Source organism: Ralstonia pickettii, assembly GCF_000607165.1.
Classification (GTDB): domain Bacteria; phylum Pseudomonadota; class Gammaproteobacteria; order Burkholderiales; family Burkholderiaceae; genus Ralstonia; species Ralstonia holmesii.
Genome location: NZ_JFZG01000035.1, coordinates 1 through 20,980, shown reverse-complemented (window position 1 = coordinate 20,980; position 20,980 = coordinate 1). Strand labels below are relative to the sequence as shown.

Genomic DNA, 20,980 nt, shown 5'->3' with positions numbered 1-20,980 from the left:
GCAGGACATTACCTATGCAATCGCCAAAAACGGTCACAGCCGCGCCAGACGGGCGGCGCTTTGGAATCGCATCGCCGTTGATCCTGCGTCCCATCCGGGTCCGGCTGACGCTGGTGTTCGTGATCTTTTTACTGCTGGTGGTCGGCGTCGGCGCTTTCAGTATCGACCAACTGGCGAGCTTCCACAGCGTATCTGCGCAGATCAGCGGGCGCTGGCTACAGAACAGCCGGATTCTGGGCGACCTCAACAACTACATCTCGGATTATCGCGCGGCCGAAGGCGATTTTCTGATCGCCTCATCACGCGCTGACCTGCGAGCCGCCGACGAACAGGTCGCCATGCTCGACAAAGCGATTGCCACGTCCCAGGCCCGCTACGACAAGATCGAACACGACAGCGCCGAGCACGAGCTTTACAGCCAGTTTGTCACCCAATGGAACACGTATCGCGAGCTTGCGCGACGGCTGATGATTTCTGCCAAGGCAGGCGACGTAGCGGGTGCTGCGCGGCTCTATCACGCGGATTCCAAACACGCATTCGACTTGGCCAACGACACCTTGGGCGTGATGACCGAACGCAGTGTCGCTGGCGCCACGGCAGAAACCGAGCGAGAGGCGCAGGCCTACCACGATGCGCGGCAACTCATCGTTGGGGCGATCGTTGTGGCGGCATGTCTGGTCGTGCTGGCCGTGATCTACCTTGTCTTTGCCGTGTCGCGCCCGATTGCCGTGCTAGTGGATCGCATGCACCGCGTTGCCAACAACGATACCCAGATCGACATCCCAGGCTTGGACCGCCACGACGAGATTGGCGACATCGCGCAAGCCGTGGCGCGTTTTCGAGAAAACACAATCGAACTGGGGCGCAGCAAAGATGTACTGACCGCCCAGGCGGCCGTATTGCAGGAGACGCTTGACAAAGAGCGCCGCATGGCCGAACTCCAACGCAATTTCATCTCAATGGCGTCGCATGAATTCCGTACGCCACTGGGCGTGATTGACGGCCAGGCCCAGCGGTTGATACGCACGCGTGATGCGTTGCAGCCCGAGGCGCTCGAAGAACGCTGCGGGAAAATCCGGGCGGCCGTGCAGCGCATGACGCACCTGATGGATCACTTGCTCGACTCTTCGCAGTGGCTGGATTCCACGACGCCAGCAGCGATGCGGCGCACCGATTTCCCGCTTGCAGCGCTTCTGCACGAGGTTTGCGAAATGCACTTGGAAGGCACGCCGAGCGCTCGGATCGAGGTGTGCATAGAGACGGATGAGCCGAACACATTCTTCGGCGATGCCCGGCTCTTATTCCAGGCCTTCAGCAATCTTGTCGGCAACGCCGTTAAGTATTCGCCGCCAGGCGCACCGGTCAGTGTGCGTATGCGCAGCGATGCCGACGGTGTGTCGGTAACTGTGGAAGACCGGGGCCTGGGCATACCAGAGCGCGATATCGAGCGCTTGTTCGAGCGCTACGTGCGCGGCGGCAACGTTGCAGGGACGGTTGGAGCAGGTGTCGGGCTTTACTTGGTGAAGCTGGTCGTGGAACTGCACCGAGGAACGATCACTGTGACCAGCGAAGAAGGCAAAGGCTCAAGATTCAACGTGTTCTTACCGCGACTGAACGGCTAGCTTGTACCGGCTGTGAGCCTGTCTACGGGATCGACGTGGGTCATGACATTGAGAACATCATGTCTTTCCATGACGCGTCGCCTTGCTTCCAGCGCGATGTCGTGACCGACCTTCACGGTTGCGGTGCTTTCGATCTCCAAGTGCGCGTCCACCAGGATCATGTCGCCCATCTTGCGTGTCCGAACGTCATGAACGCCAAGCACGCCTGGCGTGCCGAGCATTACTTGCCGAATTTCGGTCGCTGTCTCTTCATCGACGGCTCTGTCCATGAGATCGTGCAGAGCATTCGAGCCAAACTGCCACCCCATTCTGGATACCATCAGCCCCACAATGAGTGCGGCTACCGGGTCGAGCAGGTGAAATCCAAGCAAATTGCCGATGATGCCGAGTGCGACCACCAACGAGGAGGCTGCGTCGGAGCGAGCATGCCAGGCGTTCGCTATCAGCATGCTGGAGCGCACGCGCTCGGCGACGGCCAGCATGTACCGGAACAACAGCTCTTTGCTCACCAGTGCGCCAAGTGCGACCCACAAGCCAATCAACTTCACATGTGAAATTGATTCCGGATGCTCCAGCTTTGTCACCGCACTCCAAAGCATCCCGATGCCTACGCCAAGTAGCAGCAAGCCCAAAACCAGGGATGCCGCTGTCTCGAACCGAAGGTGACCATAGTGATGTTCTGCGTCCGGTTCCTTCTGGCTATGGTGTCCGGCAAAGAGGACGACGAAATCCGAAACCAGGTCGGAAAGCGAGTGAATTGCGTCGGCTATCAACGCTTGTGAATGGGCAAGAACGCCAGCAACCAGTTGCGCGGCCGTTAGGGCCAAATTGACACCCACGCTCACGAGAGTGCTGCGTTTCGCCGCGCGCTTGATGGCCGGTGTCTCGCTGTCGAAATCGATCTCGGTTGGCTGTTGCATGGTCTGGTTTGTCTGATGGTCGAGGACCGGTCACCTTGAGGGCGAGCGCCTGGATTTGTCCGCGATCATAGGTTGAGAATTGACCGTTTGGGGAATAACCGGCAGCCGCAGAAAAGAATCCGCATGAGAGGCGTTCGCATTCGCTGGTGCACTGGTGGGCACAAGTGCAATACCGGGATCCCTGATCTAGGAAAGCGGCGTTTTCAGCCACAAGCCGGATCAGATTGCCTCGGGGTCAGAAAGCCATTTGCATCGAACCGAGTGCTTCATGCCAGATGCAATTGGCAAGGGGCGAATCTAAGTCCCTATCGACCATTTTGAACATGCACGCTAAGACAATTCGTTAGTGAGTCAGCATCGGCCTTCCGAACAGCGCCGGCAGGAAATCGTCCAGAAAGAACAACACCTGAACGTTCGCGCCGACACCGCGCGTTGATCCGTGGGTCAAGGGGAGGACCAGTTCCGCTGCCACCTGCCACGTATCCTTGACATAAGCGAAGCCTGGGTTGACGGTGCCACGCGTACGCTGGCCCCGTGGTGAGTCGAATGCGAATTCGACCAACGGGACCCATTGATGGAGCGGCTCCTCTTTGGGGAGCACGCCTGGTACAAACCGATCCGTCAAATAGAGCGTGCTGTACTCCAATGCGAACCCCCAATGCACCGTGGTGACGTTGGCTGTCCTCACAGGGTTGAACTGTCGCGTCATCGGGTCGTAGCTCAAGTTGTCCGATGTTTTGCTGGTCGGCACGGCCACGCTGACGCCAGCGGTGATGCCCAACGGCCGAAGCCAAGACCACGCCTCAGGCAAGGCACCCAACCCCTGACCTACATACAGGCTGGGGGCAATGGTCGCTGACGTGCTGGCGCCGAGTCGTCTGGCGCCGGTCTGGGGCAGCCCATAGATCAGCGAGGCGGCAACAAGCGTCTCGTTCAGATCGTCTTCGTAGAGCCGGGATTTGAGAATCAGGTCGGAACCGGTTGCGCCTGGCTGGCGTGCACTGTCCCAGTCGCGCCGGATGAAGCCGCTGTCAAAGCCGATCGAGACCTCAGGTGTCAGCAACCGCGCGAATGAGACTGTCGCGCCGCGATCCGTGACGTTGCGGCTGTTGTCAGGGTGCTGCACAGCGCCGGCGGTGATGGAAAATTCGTCAGCAACAGCGGGGTCGTCGAAATTCAGCGTTCCCGGAAAGAAGCGGTTGCCAGCAATGCCATGCGCATGTGATGGGCTGGAGACGAGCGCAGCAAGAGCGAACGCTGCCGCGCAAATGCGGGCAAATCTAGATGGGTGGTACATGGCCGGGAGAGCGTCCGCGGTCAGGCCGCGACAATGTTTTCTTGTTTTGGTTGGGCGAATGCGGCACCCACATGGCGGGGTACCGCCCCCGTTCTAATCGTCCGGAGGATATGTCCAGGTCGGACGTCAGGTTATTTGGTCGGTAACGAATGAACCTCGATCGTAACGTGTGACAGCGCTTGGAATCGCCGCAGCCGTTCGTGATAAAACTGCGGCCCGCGATGCGCCTGGCGTGTGCCGACCGAGACCACCACGCCCAGGTGCCCAGGGCCGATGCGCCAGACGTGCAGATCGAGCAGCGCGTCGCCATCGGTTTCCAGTGCAGTCTTGATGCGGCCGCCGATTTGCTTGTCTGGTGTCATGTCGACCAGGATGCCACCCGTGTCGCGCATCAGTCCGTACGCCCAGTTGGCGATGACCAGCGCACCGACGATACCTGCAAGCGGGTCCATCCAGAGCCAGCCGAAGGTTTTGGCCAGCAACAGCCCGATGATGGCCAGGACAGAGATGGCGGCGTCGGCCAAGACGTGCACATAGGCCGCGCGCATGTTGTGGTCGCGATGGTGCGCCCCGTGTCCATCGGCGTGATCGTGCTCATGCTCTTCGAAGGCCACGCTGTATTCCTGGCCGCCGATGCCGAGCACGGCAGTAAAGGCATGCGGCTCCGGAATCTCTGTGGTGGATTCTAGGTAGTTCGCCTTGCGGACCATCAGGAATTCCTGGCGGCTGCCGTCCGGCCGGATGGTGGTCACCGTCGCCACGTCGCTGGGCAGCGGGATGGTTTCTCCAGCCAAGCGGAAAACTGGCGGTACGTCGTCTTCAAAGATCGACAGCGCGAACACCCCTGCTGGCGCGTTGATGTGCTGCACTTCCTTGCCGTGTGCATGTTTGTCGCCAAGTCCGGCTGGGCCGTGATCGTGTCCGTGGGCATGACCATGGTGATGACTGTGGCCATGGCTGTGGCCATCGTGGTCGCCACCGCTCAGCAGCCAGGCACTGGCGATGTTCACCAGCAGGCCGACCACCGCAATCGGGATCGCCTCACTAAAGTGGATCGGCACCGGCGAGAGGAATCGCACCACAGCCTCGTAGCCGATCAGCAGCGCGATCATCGCCAGGATGATGGCGCTGGTGAAGCCGGCCAGGTCGCCGAGCTTGCCTGTACCGAACACGAAGCGTGAGTCGTTCGCGTGGCGCCGCGCATATGTGTAGGCCAGCGCCGCGATCAGCATGGCGCCTGCGTGCGTCGACATATGCAGCCCATCGGCCACCAGGGCCAGCGAGCCAAACATGCTGCCGCCGATGATCTCAGCGGCCATCATCAGCGTGCACAGCACGATCACGGCCCATGTCTTGCGCTCGTTTTTCTCGTGCCCTGCGCCCAGGAACACGTGGTCATGACCGATACCGAACGGCGTGTCGTAGAAATTGCTCATGGCTGGCTCATTTGAAATAGCTGTGCACGACCTCGATCAGCTGCTCCTTGGCGCTGCCTTCGGCGTGTTCATGTTCGTCATCCACCTCGGTCAGGTGGGTGCGTATGTGATCTTCCAGCACGACGGCCAGCAGGCCATTCATGGCGCCGCGGCAACTCGTGATCTGCTGGAGCACGGGGGCGCACCCTTGCTCCTCCTCCAGTGCGCGCTCAATGGCATCCAGCTGGCCCCGAATCCGGCGAACGCGGTTGAGTAGCTTCTGCTTCTCACGGATGGTGTGGCTCATCGATCACCTCATTAAATATACTATAGGGGGGTATACTACATTGAGTTCGGCTGCCAAGGGAGCAACATTTGCACCGAACCAAAGGACGTAGCCCTCTGCATATATGACGGCGAAAACGTCCGACTGCGTGACGCGAGCGGGATTTCTTGCCGCCGGCCCGCAACGCCATCGGTAACGCGGTGCGTTACACCCCCGATCGATAGTCAGGAGGGCCCCGTGTGTGCACTACATAAGTTGCTCTCAGCGACCTAGACTGAAACGCGCTCAGTGCATTGAGCCCCCTCGCGATGGAGGGTCGACAAGTCAGGGTGGGGAAAGCAAGAATCCACGGATGTGTGCTTTGTGGAGCGCTTTATGCCGGTGCGCCGGATCCCTAAGAACTACCTCTTTGTCACTGGACGTCATCCCTCCCCGCTGGCGGATGAGGTCATTGAATTCGAGTCGATTCTGGAGAAGGAGTACATGCTCCTGCTGGACTCGGATCCCCAAGTGGAATCGTACGAATGTCAGCCGGTCAAAATTGCACTGTCTCGCGGCCGAGTTTATGTTCCAGATCTGCTGGTGACCTACCGCTGTTCTCCGTCGGGCAATCAGCGGTCTCCAGAATTGGTGGAAATCAAGAAGCGGGAATACCTTGATCGACACGCCGAGACGTATCGCGAGAAGTTTGCAGCGGCAACTGTCGTCGCCGAAGAGAGAGGCTGGGTCTTCGTTACCCGAACAGAGATCGACATCCGGACGCAGCACGTTCAAAACCTGAAGTTTCTGCATCGGTATCGCCATACGCCCGCGGACCCGGTCGCAGTGGAGCGCTTGCTTGCTGCGATGCGCCGGCTGGACAGTCCAACGACCCCCGAGACACTACTTGGTAGTTTGGCGGACACCTTAGAGATGCGCGCAGGCCTGATTCCCGTGCTTTGGCATCTTGTTGCTCACGGCGAAATCCAAGCGGACTTGCAGATTCCGTTGACGGATAGCACGCAGCTATTTCTACCGAGCTAGCCATGGCAAGCAAGTCGTTAGGAAAGACGCCGACTCTTCTGCCGATTAAGAAGGGCAGCAGCTACAGTCACGATGGGCGCGCATACACAATTCTCCGCTACGCCGCCTTGGACCAGGTTCTCGCACGCGAGGACGCGTCGGGAGCGATTGTCATTTTGAACATAGGGTCGCTCAAGCCTCCGTTCAGAGGCAGTGATGGCTCGCCCGAGCCCCAAGGCCAGATCGACCTCGAAGACGTATCGGATGACGACTGGGAAGAGGCGCAAAGCCGCCTAGACATCATTAGTCCTCTGCTCGCTCTTCGGCGGAATCGAAAGAAAGCAGACTACGTCGCTGTGGCAGCCGACGCAGACGTGAGTATCGCGACGCTCTACAACTGGCTGCGGACCTACCTTGCGTCTGAACAGCTGTCTTCGCTAATACCGACGCGCAAGAGCGGTGGCCGCGGGCGCAGTCGCCTCGCGCCAGAAGTGAAGCTGATCTTGGACAACTACGTTCAAGAGCACTATCTGACCATGCAAAAGCCGTCCGTAGCGAAGGCGGCCAGGGAAATTCGCCGCCTGTGCTATGTCGCGGAGCTTGAGCCTCTTCCGGCCGAGTCGACGATACACCGGCATCTAAGTTGGTTGGATGAACAAGAAGCGCTCAAGCGTCGTGAGGGGCGCCGCGCCGCTGAGCAACGATTTAGCGTGAATAAGGGATCCATTCCGGATGCTGAGTGGCCTCTTGCCATGGTGCAGGTCGATCACACTCTGTTGCCCGTCATCATCGTGGACGACAAGCACCGCAAGTCGATCGGACGGGCCTGGATCACTTTGGCAATCGATGTTTTCAGCCGCGCATGTTTGGGCATGTACTTGTCTCTGGATCCACCTTCAGCGATGTCCGCGGGCATGTGCATCTCGCACGCCATGTTGGATAAGGGGGAATGGATGGCGCGGCTGGGGTGCGGAGATATTGAGTGGCCCTTCCGCGGCCCCATAGACGTACTCCATATGGACAACGCCAAGGAATTCAGAGGCAAGATGCTGGCCGTCGCTGCGAGGGAGTACCACATCGATATTCACCTCCGGCCGGTAAAGCAGCCTCGCTACGGTGCGCACATCGAGCGGCTCATGGGCACCGTATCGGAGGAGTTGAAAGAGCTCAAAGGGGCAACGTTCGCGAATCCCCAGCAGAAAGGAGAGTACGACGCCGAGGGCAATGCCTGCATGACTATCGATGAGCTGGAGAAATGGCTTGTCCTGATGTTCGCTCGATATCATCGAGACGTTCACGCGGGCATTGGCACGACGCCGCTGACCAAATGGACCGAAGGCATTCTCGGCACACGGGGAAAGATGGGCCGTGGAATCCCACCGATAGTCGCCGATCCCGAGAAGGTCCGCATCGACTTCATGCCATTCGAGGAGCGAGCGATCCGAGGAGATGGAGTTGTCAACGACAACATCCACTACTTCCACGATGTCTTGAGACCGTGGATTGGGGAACGCGATCCTGACAATCCGAAGCGAGGTAAGAAGTTCCGGTTCCGCTATGACCCACGCGACATGAGCGTGTTGTACTTCTTCGATACCGATCTCAAACGGTATCAGGCGATTCCCTATCGAGATTCGAGCTTGCCGCCGGCAAGCATCTGGGAGATACGTGCAGCCAACAATGCAGCGAAGGCTGCGGGCATGAAGGAATACAGCGAACGGGACTTGTTTGCGCTGATCGCGCGGCAGCGCGAACTCGAAGAAGCTGCCGCTGAAAAAAGCAAGGCGGCACGTCGTGCTGAGCAGCAGCGCAAACAGCAGGACAAAGCTCGCGCGCAAAAATCTAAAGACCTGCCACGGGCCTCGAAGATCGAGCCGTCCAGGCTTGCGCCGGCAGTCCGTGGGTACGACCCAGACGATATTCAGGCACTGAGCGACGATGAATAGCACGACGGTTGAGTATGGCCACCTCAGTCCAAAGGCACAGGAGTACCTGGACCTGCCAACCAAGGATCGGATTCGGAAGATTCAGGAGGGCACGTGGCTACAGCTCGACCATGCGACGACCACGCTCCAGAAGCTGGAGGATCTGCTCGACTATCCAAAGGTAACGCGGATGCCGAGTTACCTGATTGTTGGTCCGTCATATAGCGGCAAGACATCCATTCTTGAGCGATTCCGCGATCAACATCTTCCCGACGTGGATCCCGAGCACGAGGCAACACGGTGTCCGGTGGTGATGGTCGACGCACCACCCAAGCCCGACCTATCCGACTTCTACAGTCGAATCATGGATAGTCTGATGACGCCATATAAGCCGACGGCCCCAGTCTATGAAAAGTACTCGCAGGTCAAACGCCTCTTTGGCGAGATGGATGTGCGCATCCTCATCATCGACGAGATCCACCATCTAATTGCCGGTGGCCTGACCAAGCAACGCGAGTTTCGCAACGCACTCAAGAGCCTGAGCAATGAGGCGAAGGTCAGTATCGTCGCCTCAGGGATCGAAGAGGCATACAACGCGTTCAATGCCGATCCGCAGATGTCGAGTCGATTCGTTCCGATCGAGATGCCCAGTTGGACGCCCGGCCGGCAGCTAGGGACGTTGCTGAAGACGCTGGAGCGCCGGACGCCGCTGCGCAAGCCATCAGGGCTGCACTACCCCGAGATGATGCAGGCGATCTATATGAAGAGCGAGTCCACTCTCGGTGACATCTTCGATCTCGTGAAAACGGCGGCGGTTGACGCTATCCGTTCCGGCGAGGAAGCGATTACCGAAAAGCAGCTCGAAGCATTGGACTGGGTGCCGCCCTCCAAGCGCAAGACCTACAGGCGAAGGCTGTGAAAACCTGGTCATGCGCCAACGTGCTGCTCTGGCCGATTCGGTATAAACCGATACCGGGCGAGTTGCTGTCGAGCTGGGTTGTTCGATTGGCGCATGGCCACGGAATGAGTTTGACGTCATTCTGCAATCTGGCACTCGGAGCTGACGCACGCGTGTTGACAGTGGACATCGACCGGCGCAGCCCACAATGGCTTCTGGAGTCGCTGGCACTGCACACGGGGACTCCGTTGGAGGCAGTTCGTCAGACGACGCTGCGGTTCTATGAAGGGACGCTGTATCCAGAGTTCCACGTTGGTGGAATTCTTCCGTGGGTGATCTCGATCAAGCTGCCGCGAAGCGCCCGGCTTGGCCCAGGTCTTCAGTTTTGCCCGTACTGTCTAAGGACTGATCCAAGACCGTACTTCCGCCGCTGCTGGCGAGTCGCACTGCAAACATTCTGTGAGCGGCACCAGCGTTTGTTGCTCGATAGGTGCCCCCGTTGTGGCGCGAGCTTGTTTGTTCAGCGCGTCGATACAAACTTGTGTCACGCGGAGATCGATGGCATTTGCCATTGCCACAACTGCGACTTCGATCTTCGGATGGCGGAGGCGCCCAACGTAGATGATCGAGGCAGTGGTCTCCTTTCCGAGCTGCAGCAACTGACGCGCGATCTCTCTTCGTTGGGCGCCGCGGGCCCGCGAGACCTGTTGGATCGTTTGCACGCTATGGCCGTGACGATGTTGTCGTGCAAGGTCAAGCCGCGTCTCTGTGACTGTCTAGCCTGTCGCTTCGGTTACTCCGACTTGGAGATTGTGCGCACCAGAAAGCCGGCGCTGGAACTGCAATCTGTACTGGCTCGGCATGCAGTATTGCTGTGGTCCCTTTGGCTGCTTCAGCACGATCCCGAGGCGCACGCGCAGCCTGTCAAGCCCACTGCTCCGTTGCACCACCATTTTGTTAAGGATATCTTGGCTGGGTATCGGCGCGAGGCGTCTCTTCACGCGCGTCGAGACTTGCCCGCTGAGCTTCCAATTGCGATGAGCAGCTCACCGCAGATACGCGATGGCTGCGTGGTATAGCTGCATTGAGATCCAGGAGCGCAGTTCGTCGGGAGTACTGGCCTGCGTGTGTTCCAACGCCATCACACGATGGTCGCCACCGTCCTGTACTGAGATGAATGCTCCCGTCGCGGCCTGGACTGCACGTTGTATCGCTTCATCGCTCTGGTTTTTCAAGGGAACCGCAAACGATATAGGCGGGTTGGCTTCGTGAACCATGAGCAACGTGGATGCTTCCTTTGAGGAAACAGCAAAGGCAGCTACACGCTTGAGCCGGTGATTGTCTTCAGGCATCAAGAGGTGCTCGTTCAGCACACCGTCCTCGTCTGAGATCAGTGGCATCGGGACGGTCCAGCCATCGTCGCGGCTCGCCGTCAGGACTCGCACGGAAGCATCATTCAGCGTGGATAGCGCTTTGACAGCGTGTTCGAGGAATGCCGGCGGGTCTGGAATCTCGCTGTCATCGTCGACGATCTGTGTTTCGCGGATGCGCTTTGTGGAGCCCGGTTCGCCGATCGCGTGCTCGTTGATCGGTTCGCCGGACGAGGCACTAGCGCGAGGCTTTTGTCCGGCTATTGTTCGGTCGGCGAAGACGTATTTGTTTTCCAGGTCGGTGAATCGCCGATTGCCGCGCACGGGCATCGTAGCCGGAGCAAGCTGCGACGAAGGGTCATGCTCCTCCAGGCTGACTTGGGCGGGTTCCTTGGCTTTCCGGGCTGTGGGCGGTGCTTCCTGTGGCGGGGTATCGGGCACCATTCCGGTAGTGTGAGCTTTCTTTCCACCCGTCACATGGAACCGCAGTGACTTGAAGGGGAACGGGTGCGAGCAACTCAGGAGTTGATAGACGAGGAACGTTCCTTTGGGATCATTGCCTCGCGACAGCCACTTCCCAGCGGCTCGCAGTGTTGTCGTTCCTTCGAACGGAAATAGGGTCTGCGGGTAAACCTCTTGGCGAGCCTGAGCGGCGCGTACGCAGGAGGCTCCAATCATTTTGGCCGCGCGCCATGCCAGCCGACTGCCGGCGATTCTTGCGACGTCCTCGGCGCTTGCGCGCGGAATACGGTCGGCAAGTTGAAGCGTCATCCGGTTGTGCCGATCTATTGCCGGCGTCCCCGTGTAAAGATGCCCTCTATCGAGTTGGGGGTGGAACAGCCTGTTGAGGAGCTCACTGGACGAGCCGAAGTAGAAACGGATCAACTCCATGCAGGGCACGACAAGGAGCTTCCCGTCTGGCAAGGTGACTCGAACGCAATAGGAGTGCGTGTTCTCGCGATGTCCAGCATGCTCATGGAGCGGCAGCATGAAACTGCCGTCTTCGAAGCTCGATCCAGCTTTTACTAGCTCGCAGGTGTCCTGGCTGATCTCCAGGTTCTCGCAATGCAGTTCTTCGTCAGCGGCACGGGATTCCAAGCTCTGTTCGCGCCACACGTCGCCGATACGCAGGAGCATTGTGGTTCCGACTGAAACCCAGCATCGGGTCTGCTGCCTTTCGGTTTCGCGGAGCGAGAGAAGCGATAAGCGACTGCTGCCTTCAGGGCACTTGTCCTTGGACAAGGAGACCAGAACGGACGGATGGCGCCGTCGCACCATGCGATCGGGGAAGGCGATGGGGCCGAACCAATCCACGCGCCAACGGCCTTCCCTTTTTGGAAACGCGTTTATGCGGAACATGTGATCCTGATCTGATCGTCAAAGCGTCGCCCGGCACGGGGATCTACCTGGCCGCGGCCGAGCGCCGATGACGAATTTCTGGCTGTTGCTTACGCCCGGCTATGACGGAGGTACAGATACACCAGTCCGATCGGCGCAATGAAGATCGCGAAAGCCCAACAGATCAGCATCGTGCTGAACTTGGCGAACAGCATCACGATTGCGTTCACGAAGAAGACGTTGTTGCCGAGAATGAAGTTCATCACGCCTTCGTACACGAACCGGGCATATGGATAGAGCACGGTGCTGATGAGGGCGAACAGAACCATCTGGTAGGGGAGCGGTTTTCCGGCGTTGCTCGCGAAGAGGAATATGAACGCGGGAAAAATCACGCCAAACAGGAAATGGCGGAAGTAGTAAGCACGAGAGAGGCCACCAAAGGTTTTTGCGAACAACGTATTCATAAGTCAATCTGATTTGCGGGTACGAATCGAAAATGCACGCGGGCCGTTCGTGGGTTGCCGCGATGCCCAACGTACATTTAACGGCGGCGAATTCGCTTGCCGCACCCCTCGCCCGAAGGGAGGCGAATTCCGAGATATCTATATCAGGTGTAAGAGTATTTTAATTGTGGTTGCCAAATTTTCTTGGAGCCCAGTATGGGAGGTATCTGCGCCAATCCAGTGATGTATGAGATTAAATATCCCTCTAATTGGGGGGGGCTAGATCACTGAGCTATCTAACCGTCTGAGGGTACACTCCTCAGCCAAGAATCTTAGGGTTCTGAGAAATGGTCGAGGGGATATCGTGCAGGTCAGGCCTACGTGTGCCGGCCGTACGGTAGTGGGGATGGCGATTGCAACTTCGGCGATGGTCGACGTAGCGCAGATCATAGGCAACAAAACAATGGACGCACTTAGTGAGGCACAGCGCAACTGGATAGATGGCGCTCCCATTATTCCTGCCACGTTGACGGTACGAGCACTCGATGGCCAGTCAACGCATACCTATGAAGTTCTGGATCGAGATGCGGAGGGGCGTGTGCACGGTTTGCACAAACGCCGCGGGTGGAAGGGGTTCGTCTTGAGGGTTCGCGACCCGGCGACCCATGAGGAGTTTGCTGCCAAGCTTGCAGTCCCCGGCGACTACAAGCAGCCACGGCTCGAGCAAGAGCTGCTGTATACATCCAAACTTCGTCCAGCTAAATCGCTCTTTGTTTGCCCGATGTCAGTCGGCCTTTCTGCGCCGCCGCCGGGTATGCCGGATGCCGAAGAAGACTTTGTTTGCTTTATAGCCCCCTGGGTTACGGGGAGGACCTTGGAGCAGTATCTCCAAGAGGACTCGCTCGAGATCGATTTTGTCTGCAGTGTAGCAATGCAGGTGCTTCGAGCTATCACCTACCTCAAGCGGGTTGAGTTGAAACATGACGATCTGCACGTGGGCAACGTCATGATTTCTCAGGTGCCAGCGGAATTGGCTCTGCTCGCTGATGACGAGCATCGATTGGAAGTATCAATTATCGATTTGGGTAGTCTAAAACCATCCAATCAGACTACAAGCAAGAGCCGAGACGACAAAATCTGTTTTGTTCAGATATTGGTGGAGCTTTACAACGGTCTACATCGGAACCGTCGTGTCGCCTCCAGTCACCCTCACTTCATGCGCCGGTTCCTGCAGTTCATCGAAAAGTTGGTGGATGAGGACCAGGCGAGGCATTTTCCGATTGAGAACCAAATTGCCCAGGAGTTGCAAGTTCTTCAGCGTGAACTCGAAGAGGTGGAGATTGATGAGTCAAAGTTCCAGCCGTTTGAGGCCATTTCGGCCGAGCATTTAGCCGACGACGCGACGCTGCTGGAGCTTTTCGTTGAAACATTGCCGTGGATGCAGGACATCCAGGAGCGTAAACCTATCGTGCTCACTGGTCCACGCGGGTGCGGTAAGTCAATGATATTCCGCTATCTTGCAGTAAGAACACATTTGGGCTTACGTGCTCAGAATGCGGAACGCGGACGTGCAAGCCCTTTTGACTCTTTTGGGGTATATATCAGTTGCGCTGCACATCTTCAAAACAACCTTAGCTGGTTGGCTCGCAAGGAGGGGCGCGCTGAGCAGAGGGCGCATGAGATTGCAACTTACTTCCAATTGATAGTTGCTCGTGAGCTTCTAAAATCTCTTGGTATGGCCTATGCCGATTCAGTGGCGAACCGCGCTTTTCGACTAGATGAAGCTGGTTTCGATAATATCGTTGCACTTATCTCGTCGTACTTCAGTCGTCCCGTTGAATCGGCAAGACTGACCAATCGCAGTCGCATCCTTCATTTCGCAGATGACCTTGATGCCTTACGGGTTCAGCTCCATGGAACTTTGCTTCGAGATGGCGAATGGAACGATCATCTTCCGGATACGTTCCTTGCTGATCTAACTGGAAAGTTGGGATCTGTCTTCCCTTACTTCAAGAGGCATCAAGTGGTATTCCTGTTGGATGACTACTCGTCAAACCGAGTGCAGGAAGAAATTCAACGAATACTTAATAAGATAATTTTTGAGCGCGTTCCAACTCACTACTTCAAGATTTCCTGCGAGAAGTTCGGTTTTGATCCGGGCGATATCGATGGGGTCACACTAGAGGAGACGCGCGAGTTCACCACTATCGACGCAGGTAGCCGAGCTTTGGCGGACGTCGATGATCATGCTGCGAAACGGTTTGTGACGAACCTGATTGATCGACGGCTGAGCAGAGCTGGTTGGGCGGGGCGGGCAGAGAAGCTTATTGGATCTTCGGAACCATATGCTGATGATGTTCAGCTTGCCAGCTATATTCGCGAGCATGGCAGTACTCAGGGGCGTCGCTACTACTATCATGGGTTGCACGCTCTTGGGCGGCTATGGAGTGGCGATACCGCCACGGTTTTACAGATCGTTCGTGAGATGTTCGTCAAGGGAAGCGTGCAGCGCGATACCACGGCACCCATTACCAAGGCTGCTCAACACGAGGCGATCGTTTCTATCTCAAAGGCGTTCAAGGAGCGCGTGGATGGTTTGCATCCATTCGGAGCGCTAATGGCCAAGATTCTTGGACAGTACGGAGCGGCCGTCCGTGACGTGATGGTTAAGGGGCGACTGAACTCTGCGAAGGAGCCGTATCGACTTTACCGTCTGGAGATGACCAAGGATGAACCGAGATCGACGATTGCCTTGTTACGTGATCTTGACCCAGAGCTAGGATCTCTCGCGCGCGAGCTTCTCCGGCGAGCGATCTTTATTGAGCTACAAGACAGTCGCGCCAAGGAGGGGCTTTCAAAGCAAACTATGCGTTGGGAGTTGCGGCGAATATTCAATCCAGCATTCGGACTTTCGCTCAAGCGTGATAGTTATCTAGGGGTGCGCGACATTGAGGAGCTGCAAACATTCCTGACGGCTCCGGAGCGTTTTGCGGATCGAGCAAGGATGTCGTATGCCACCAAGAGCGGCGCGGATCGGTTCAGTGGGGAATTGTTCGAGGATACAGATGACTGACAAGCAGGCTTTCGTCAAACGAATTTGCTTTGACGATGTACAGGTGTCTCTTCCCGAAGTTGAACCGTGGGATGGAGATGAGGTTTCTCCCGATCTGCTAATTAGTGCCCTTGGTTTTGAGGATCGAGCTTCCGCTATCCCCCAATTGTTCGCTGAGCGCTTACCTCAGGGTGGGGCGGCTATTGCCTTGCTAGGTTGCTACGACATCAATACTCAGGACAACGAGGGTAATGGGGATGCCATCCGCGGGGCTCTGTCGCGTTTTTGTTCCGAAATTCGCACCTTCAGCGCCGAAAGTCCGCATGAGGTGCAATGCGCCGTGCAAGCTGCGCTGCAGGAGCTTCGGCAAAGCCGACAGAAAGTTCGCGTCGCTTTCGATATTAGCGGCGCATCAAGTACGTTGATCCTGTCCGTTCTTGCAACGCTCATTCCACAGGCACCGCGACTCGTACTCGACATCGTCTACGCAGAGCCAGAGGAATATGCTCCTCCGCGCTTCGAATATGAATCGAGGCTCGAGGAGTTGGTCCAAGAAGCCTTGTCGGATGGTGACGACAGCTCGTTTGCCGAGCAAGGTGTCTCCGATGTGGACGTCAACGAGCTGTATCCTGGTTTGAACGCAGAGAATCGCCCTGATCGAGTTATCGCGCTGCCCTCGTTACGCACATCTCGGTTGGTGCGCTGCCTTGCTCACATCAGCGATCAGCCACTTGTGTCGCCAGTGTCATCCATCTTCTGGATCCTTGGTGAGCCACCCGCGTCTTCCATGAGGTGGCGATTGGATCTGCAGCGTCGAATCGTAAATCGTCAGCTGGCAGTAATGGTAGGTAAGGAGCCTTCTGATACGACCGCTCCGTCACTATGTGAGCGCAACCACCATACTTGCAGTACGCGAGACTATCGCCAGACATTGGGCACTCTGGTCAGCCAGATTGATCAAAGCGCGGGATCGAACGTCTGGCTCATTCACATGGGATCGAAACTGCAGGCGGTTGGCGTCGCACTTGCGCTGCAGGTGCGTAACGAGGTCACAGTTCTGCGGGCGCGCCCAAAGCAGTTCAACGCTGGCAAGTACTCCAGTGGCGTTGGGACGCTGTGGCGATTGCACTTCGAAGACTTGGCAGGGGTTCTTGGCCGACTTCAACAGATCGGCGAGCTGGAATTGGAAACGAAAATTGAGACGTCACGTGAAAGACGTCCAAGTTGTTAGCGCTGTTTTTTTTGCGCTGTGAGAAGGTCCCATTCTTGGACCTTCTCGCGCACTAGATTTTGTGCATCGACTTCGCGCCAATCTGGGTAGCGGTGGGATCGAGGTACTGCCCATCGTTGCTTCCAGTAATCCGAGTACTCATCCACAGATAGTCTTTGGGGGGCTCCGAAAGAACCGCCTGCCATGCCAGAGTGGAGGTCGCTGACTAGGTTGAATAGATAGACTTCACGTTGCACGCCATGTGCAAGTAGGTCCAGCGGTAACCCAAGCAACATCAGCGCTTTGGTAACGTTTTGCCAGCGAACCTTGGGGCCGTTTCCATATCCGTTGGGTGTCAGCTGTCCATGGGCTACCAGCAAATCGCACATGCGATCGTAGAGATGCTCCAAATGGAGCATCCCGAATCCCTTCGTGTAACCAATCGGCTCCGCCAGCAGACGGCTATCGTATCGCAGGCGGTTGTACTGCGCGCTCTTGCCAAACGCGCTGGTCGTTGTAATCGCTACGAGCGGCTGCTGGATTTGTTGGCGTTGCATTGTCGTGCGCTTCGCCGCGTATCTTAGCCAGTACGCCTCCCGGATTGCGTCCGCTGCGAGTAGTCCCGCGCAAAGCTTGCCTCCTAGCAGGAAGCTATAAGGCGGGATCGCGCCGATGGTGTAGGCGTCCATCGTTTGGTTGACCAGCTCGAGTTTCCGACCAGCGGGAAACTCGAATAGTGTGTCTCGGCAGGCAAGGTCTGCCGGAGGGGATTGCAGTCCCAGGATACCAATCAGGCCGCCATGGGTTTCGTCCACTACAAGGAAGCGTAACCTGCGGCCGTATCCTTTCGAGTACGGCATGGACCAGCACGCACGAGCCAACGTCCACAGCTGCTCTTCCTCTGTCGTTTGCACCAGTCGGAGCGCGGGCTTTATTGCATGAACATCGATGTTCTGGCCGTTTTTGAACCAGTGACGGTGGCGCTCGAACAATGCCGCAAGCTTGCCACTGTATCCAATTCGCTCCCCAAGCCCGCGGGCAGCAACATGCAATCCTCGGACAAAGTCCTTGTTGCCGAACGTCAGAGCGTTGGTGCAGGCGGCGTGGGCTGAAACAATATCTGCGGCAAGCTGTTGTTTCCTAGATTCAAGCCATATGACTGCGCCTGAAGGGGCATGGAATGCCCCTTCAATGAGATTGGACGGAGTTCGGCGCACGTTACTGGTCATGGGGCGCTATTTGGCCAGAGGTGCGCGCGGAAGTCAAGCATGGGAAAAGCAACGCTAGTGCCGTGTCTCAGCATGCGACTTTCACGCGTGTAGCCTCATCGCCCGAGGTAATGTGCGGCGCCGCAAGAGTGCCTACCAATCGGTGTGATTCCCCAACGATGGGTTACGGGGCTATATCTCAAGCACTAATCCAGTACTGAAGGCCTGATTTTCCGCTGGGTGTCCTTTCGGTGCATATCCCCGTGGATTGCATATAACGCGACATGCGCCGACGCTGTAGTCGAAGCTGTCGTGCATATGGCCATGAATCCATAGATCGGCCAGTTGGACCACATCATCCATGCGGCTGGCATATGCAGACGTCAGCGGATCATCTTGATAGCGCGACGAGACACTCTTGGCCGAAGGGGCGTGATGGGTAACGACCACCCGCCTGTGCTGTGAAGGGGACATTAGTTCCGTGCGGAGCCAGTCGCGCGCGACGTGGTGCATCCGTGTCGTATCCCGCGGTTGCAACTTTCTGAACACCCCGTGCGATTCAAAACGAATGGCCCCGGTGAAGTCGGACATGCCTCGACCAGCGTAGCCTTCGGCGGTACGCACGTTTTCTTCTGTACCCCCGTACAAAGCGAAGTCTGTCCAGAGCGTGGCACCTAGGAACTCTACGTCCCCGATCACGAATCTATCCATGTCGAGGAGATGAACGTTCGACGTTGCCGCGCATGCCGCCCGCAGATCTCGCAGCACTCTGCTGTGCTCGCCTTTGTAGAACTCGTGGTTGCCAGGCACATAGATGACCGGCAGGCCACGACTCTGGGCTTCAATCCAAGGCATTCCTCGCTTGCCTATATGAATGTCACCAGCAAGCACGATGACATCAGCGCCCGTCGTGTCGATGTCGAGGGTAGTGAATTCGAGGTGCAGGTCACTTAGAACCAGGAGATTCATGCTTACTCGTGACGTCCTGGCTCACATCAGGAGGGATGTCGCTTGGGGCCGCTTCAGATTTTGCCTGCGGCTCTGGTTGGCGTCGGATGTAAGCCGGTACGATGCCTTGCTTTTCGAGGCGGCGTACTGCCGCGGCAACTGCCGCGTCCGCGCGCGTCAAAAATGTATCGCTGGTCATGAATCGGCCGAATTTGTCTGCCGGCATGGCTTGCTCCATTTGTCCTGCCCCCCAGATTACTCCGTCCACGCCTTCGCGGCAGCGCGTCTCTCCACAGGGCGATTGCAATAGCGTAGGTCGCGGGCATGGTGATTCATTGCCCCTAGGCCCGCTCACCAGATTGTCGGTCTGCCACGAAGCCGATCGCCTGCCGCCCGGCGCGCCGCGGCATCTTGGGCGCGGCGACGTGCTTTCCTGATGCCATCGCAGTCGCAAAAGCATCCTGGACCAAACGATGTGTTGCGCGCAGATCTAGGTCGCTCCGTCCTGCCAAGGCTTCTGCCGCGCTGGCGTCCAACTCAATGCGCTTGCCGGTGGCACGCTGCAGCCGCTGCACCTCCGCCAAAACAAGCAGCAACCGCTGCTCGGGCTCAGGTGCCGGGATGTCAAACACCTCTACGCGGCTCAATAGCGGGGAAGGCACAGCGTTGAGATCATTGGCCGTCAGGACGTAGATGATCCGACTGGCGTCAAACGCCATATGCAAGAACATGTCTTGGAATGTGCTTGCTGTCTCGGACTCAAGTAGATCCAGCAGTACAGGAGTTACCGGGTAGCGGACATCGCTACCAATCTTGTCCACTTCGTCCAAGATGAGCACAGGCGTCGCCGAGCTGCCACGGGCGAGCATCTCAATAACCATCCCAGGTCGAGCGCTGTGCCAGGCGCTATCGCCGCCCGTCAGTTGGAAGCTTGCCTGGGCACTTCCAGCGGACCACTTCCGCATTGGCACATTCAGAAGCTCTGCCAACTTCAGCGCAAAGTGCGTTTTTCCAATGCCTGGTGGTCCTGTCAGCAGGATCGGCCGAATCCGGAAATCCTTTGTCCGCATCGCACTGTTCAACGTGAGATCAATCCTGAGCTTCTCAATCGGCTCACTCAGGTTGCCGAACACGCTCCGCGCCGTTTCGAGCTTCTTCAGGGCAGATCGAACACGAGGTAGTGCGCGGTAGCCCTCATTGCTCCCGGCTCGCTCCAACAATGTCTCGGCGCACCGCCGCTGGCTGCGGTCTGCACCTTGCATGTGCTCGTTGGCGAGCGCCAGCGCTTCAGGCCCAAAAACCTGAATATGCCGGGGCCGAGCACGGCGAGGAGCGGGAACCACTTCTGCCGGCGTCGCCACAGCCGGTCCAGCAGATGAGGATTCATGCTCATCTTCTTTTATCACCGCAAGGTCCAGTTTGGCTTGTCGGGCAGCCTCAAGGACGGTGTGCGTGTTCGAGGGGATGAGCAGATGCCATGCCGCCGCACTACGCTGCTCGGACAGATCCCCTAAAGGAACAAATCCAGGTGGGTGCTCCGAAGGTTGCCGGGGAGCAGACATGATGATTCTCCATACGCGAATCAATGGCTTGCAGCCGCAGCCATCGAACCCGGCAACGCCGGGAGCCGAAGAAGCCCGAGGTCAGTCAGCTATTCGCGAGTGAGTTCGCTCTGACGGAGCGAACGCGCGGCTGCCGACATCGACCGCTGGGGTCGATTGGTGACGGCAGGTGTCTTTGGCAGCCATGGAGGTATGAAAGGTGTGATGCGGCTCGTGTAACCACGTTCTTGAACCATACAACACCAGGTAGGCTGAGGCTATCCGGCGAAGTACTGGACTTGGTTCGCAGCCGCGAACGTTGTGGTCGGACGACGTGATGGGCGGATGCGCTGCGCATCAAATGGTGCGGCGCATCATTTCGTAGAGCCGAAAAAGTGAGGGGAATGGCTCTGTAGTGCGGCTTCTCGCTGGGTAGCACCCAATCCAAACTTCGATATTTTCTAATCTACTTCGCTATTTTCTAATTATCTTCGCTACGCGGACA

General features: G+C 57.6%; 17 protein-coding genes. 7 read left to right on the top strand and 10 right to left on the bottom strand.

Translation table 11 applies throughout. The annotated features are described in order from the left end of the window. The first annotated feature begins 14 nt into the window (after positions 1-14). The gene (locus BG83_RS0126875; RefSeq protein ID WP_012435735.1) at positions 15-1,622 is read left to right on the top strand and encodes a sensor histidine kinase; all 1,608 of its coding nucleotides are present in this window, start codon (positions 15-17) and stop codon (positions 1,620-1,622) included. Here the strand turns inward: BG83_RS0126875 and BG83_RS0126870 are convergent. From BG83_RS0126870 to BG83_RS0126855, 4 genes are all read right to left on the bottom strand, one after another. Further along, complete coding sequence (locus BG83_RS0126870) at positions 1,619-2,542, bottom strand: cation diffusion facilitator family transporter (RefSeq protein ID WP_012435736.1); 924 nt, start codon at positions 2,540-2,542, stop codon at positions 1,619-1,621. The genes BG83_RS0126875 and BG83_RS0126870 overlap by 4 nt on opposite strands. A gap of 343 nt (positions 2,543-2,885) precedes the next feature. Then, positions 2,886-3,839 (bottom strand): hypothetical protein, encoded by a 954-nt coding sequence (locus BG83_RS0126865; protein WP_012435737.1) that lies wholly within the window; start codon positions 3,837-3,839, stop codon positions 2,886-2,888. A 131-nt stretch (positions 3,840-3,970) separates the two neighbouring features. Continuing rightward, positions 3,971-5,275, bottom strand: coding sequence for a CDF family Co(II)/Ni(II) efflux transporter DmeF (gene dmeF, locus BG83_RS0126860; protein WP_012435738.1), 1,305 nt, complete (start codon positions 5,273-5,275; stop codon positions 3,971-3,973). Between the two features lie 7 nt (positions 5,276-5,282). Continuing rightward, the gene (locus BG83_RS0126855; protein ID WP_012435739.1) at positions 5,283-5,561 is read right to left on the bottom strand and encodes a metal/formaldehyde-sensitive transcriptional repressor; all 279 of its coding nucleotides are present in this window, start codon (positions 5,559-5,561) and stop codon (positions 5,283-5,285) included. 354 nt (positions 5,562-5,915) lie between these two features. On the opposite strand from BG83_RS0126855, the gene BG83_RS0126850 reads away from it, so the two are divergent. Genes BG83_RS0126850 through BG83_RS29175 form a run of 4 tightly spaced genes read left to right on the top strand, consistent with a single transcriptional unit; the run spans position 5,916 to position 10,444 of the window. Continuing rightward, entirely contained in the window at positions 5,916-6,563 is a 648-nt protein-coding gene (locus BG83_RS0126850) for a heteromeric transposase endonuclease subunit TnsA (RefSeq protein ID WP_012435740.1), read from the top strand. Positions 6,564-6,565: 2 nt separating this feature from the next. Then, a complete protein-coding gene (locus BG83_RS0126845; protein ID WP_012435741.1) occupies positions 6,566-8,488 on the top strand; it encodes a Mu transposase C-terminal domain-containing protein in 1,923 nt (640 codons plus the stop codon). Then, positions 8,481-9,386 (top strand): TniB family NTP-binding protein, encoded by a 906-nt coding sequence (locus BG83_RS0126840; RefSeq protein ID WP_012435742.1) that lies wholly within the window; start codon positions 8,481-8,483, stop codon positions 9,384-9,386. Before BG83_RS0126845 ends, BG83_RS0126840 begins: the two co-directional genes overlap by 8 nt. Further along, positions 9,383-10,444: a TniQ family protein gene (locus tag BG83_RS29175; protein ID WP_012435743.1), complete on the top strand. Its 1,062-nt coding sequence runs from the start codon at positions 9,383-9,385 to the stop codon at positions 10,442-10,444. Before BG83_RS0126840 ends, BG83_RS29175 begins: the two co-directional genes overlap by 4 nt. On the opposite strand, the gene BG83_RS0126835 is transcribed toward BG83_RS29175, so the two are convergent. Beyond that, a complete protein-coding gene (locus tag BG83_RS0126835) occupies positions 10,412-11,872 on the bottom strand; it encodes a hypothetical protein (protein ID WP_021197849.1) in 1,461 nt (486 codons plus the stop codon). The genes BG83_RS29175 and BG83_RS0126835 overlap by 33 nt on opposite strands. Before the next feature lie 311 nt (positions 11,873-12,183). Continuing rightward, a complete protein-coding gene (locus BG83_RS0126830) occupies positions 12,184-12,537 on the bottom strand; it encodes a hypothetical protein (RefSeq protein WP_012435745.1) in 354 nt (117 codons plus the stop codon). Positions 12,538-12,922: 385 nt separating this feature from the next. Between BG83_RS0126830 and BG83_RS0126825 the strand changes: the two genes are divergently transcribed. Together BG83_RS0126825 and BG83_RS0126820 are read left to right on the top strand one after the other, a co-directional pair. Then, the gene (locus BG83_RS0126825; protein WP_139111351.1) at positions 12,923-15,589 is read left to right on the top strand and encodes a protein kinase; all 2,667 of its coding nucleotides are present in this window, start codon (positions 12,923-12,925) and stop codon (positions 15,587-15,589) included. Continuing rightward, positions 15,582-16,799, top strand: a complete 1,218-nt coding sequence (locus tag BG83_RS0126820; protein ID WP_012435747.1) for a hypothetical protein — start codon at positions 15,582-15,584, stop codon at positions 16,797-16,799. The genes BG83_RS0126825 and BG83_RS0126820 overlap by 8 nt, the downstream gene beginning before the upstream one ends. Here the strand turns inward: BG83_RS0126820 and BG83_RS28220 are convergent. The 4 genes from BG83_RS28220 to BG83_RS0126805 form a co-directional block, all read right to left on the bottom strand. Continuing rightward, positions 16,796-18,007 (bottom strand): Druantia anti-phage system protein DruA, encoded by a 1,212-nt coding sequence (locus tag BG83_RS28220; RefSeq protein ID WP_012435748.1) that lies wholly within the window; start codon positions 18,005-18,007, stop codon positions 16,796-16,798. The two genes, BG83_RS0126820 and BG83_RS28220, sit on opposite strands and share 4 nt — an antisense overlap. Positions 18,008-18,178: 171 nt before the next feature. Beyond that, positions 18,179-18,955, bottom strand: a complete 777-nt coding sequence (locus BG83_RS0126810; protein WP_012435749.1) for a metallophosphoesterase — start codon at positions 18,953-18,955, stop codon at positions 18,179-18,181. Continuing rightward, the gene (locus BG83_RS29170; protein WP_012435750.1) at positions 18,933-19,160 is read right to left on the bottom strand and encodes a hypothetical protein; all 228 of its coding nucleotides are present in this window, start codon (positions 19,158-19,160) and stop codon (positions 18,933-18,935) included. Before BG83_RS29170 ends, BG83_RS0126810 begins: the two co-directional genes overlap by 23 nt. 115 nt (positions 19,161-19,275) lie before the next feature. Continuing rightward, the gene (locus tag BG83_RS0126805; RefSeq protein ID WP_012435751.1) at positions 19,276-20,496 is read right to left on the bottom strand and encodes an AAA family ATPase; all 1,221 of its coding nucleotides are present in this window, start codon (positions 20,494-20,496) and stop codon (positions 19,276-19,278) included. Between the last annotated feature and the right edge of the window lie 484 nt (positions 20,497-20,980).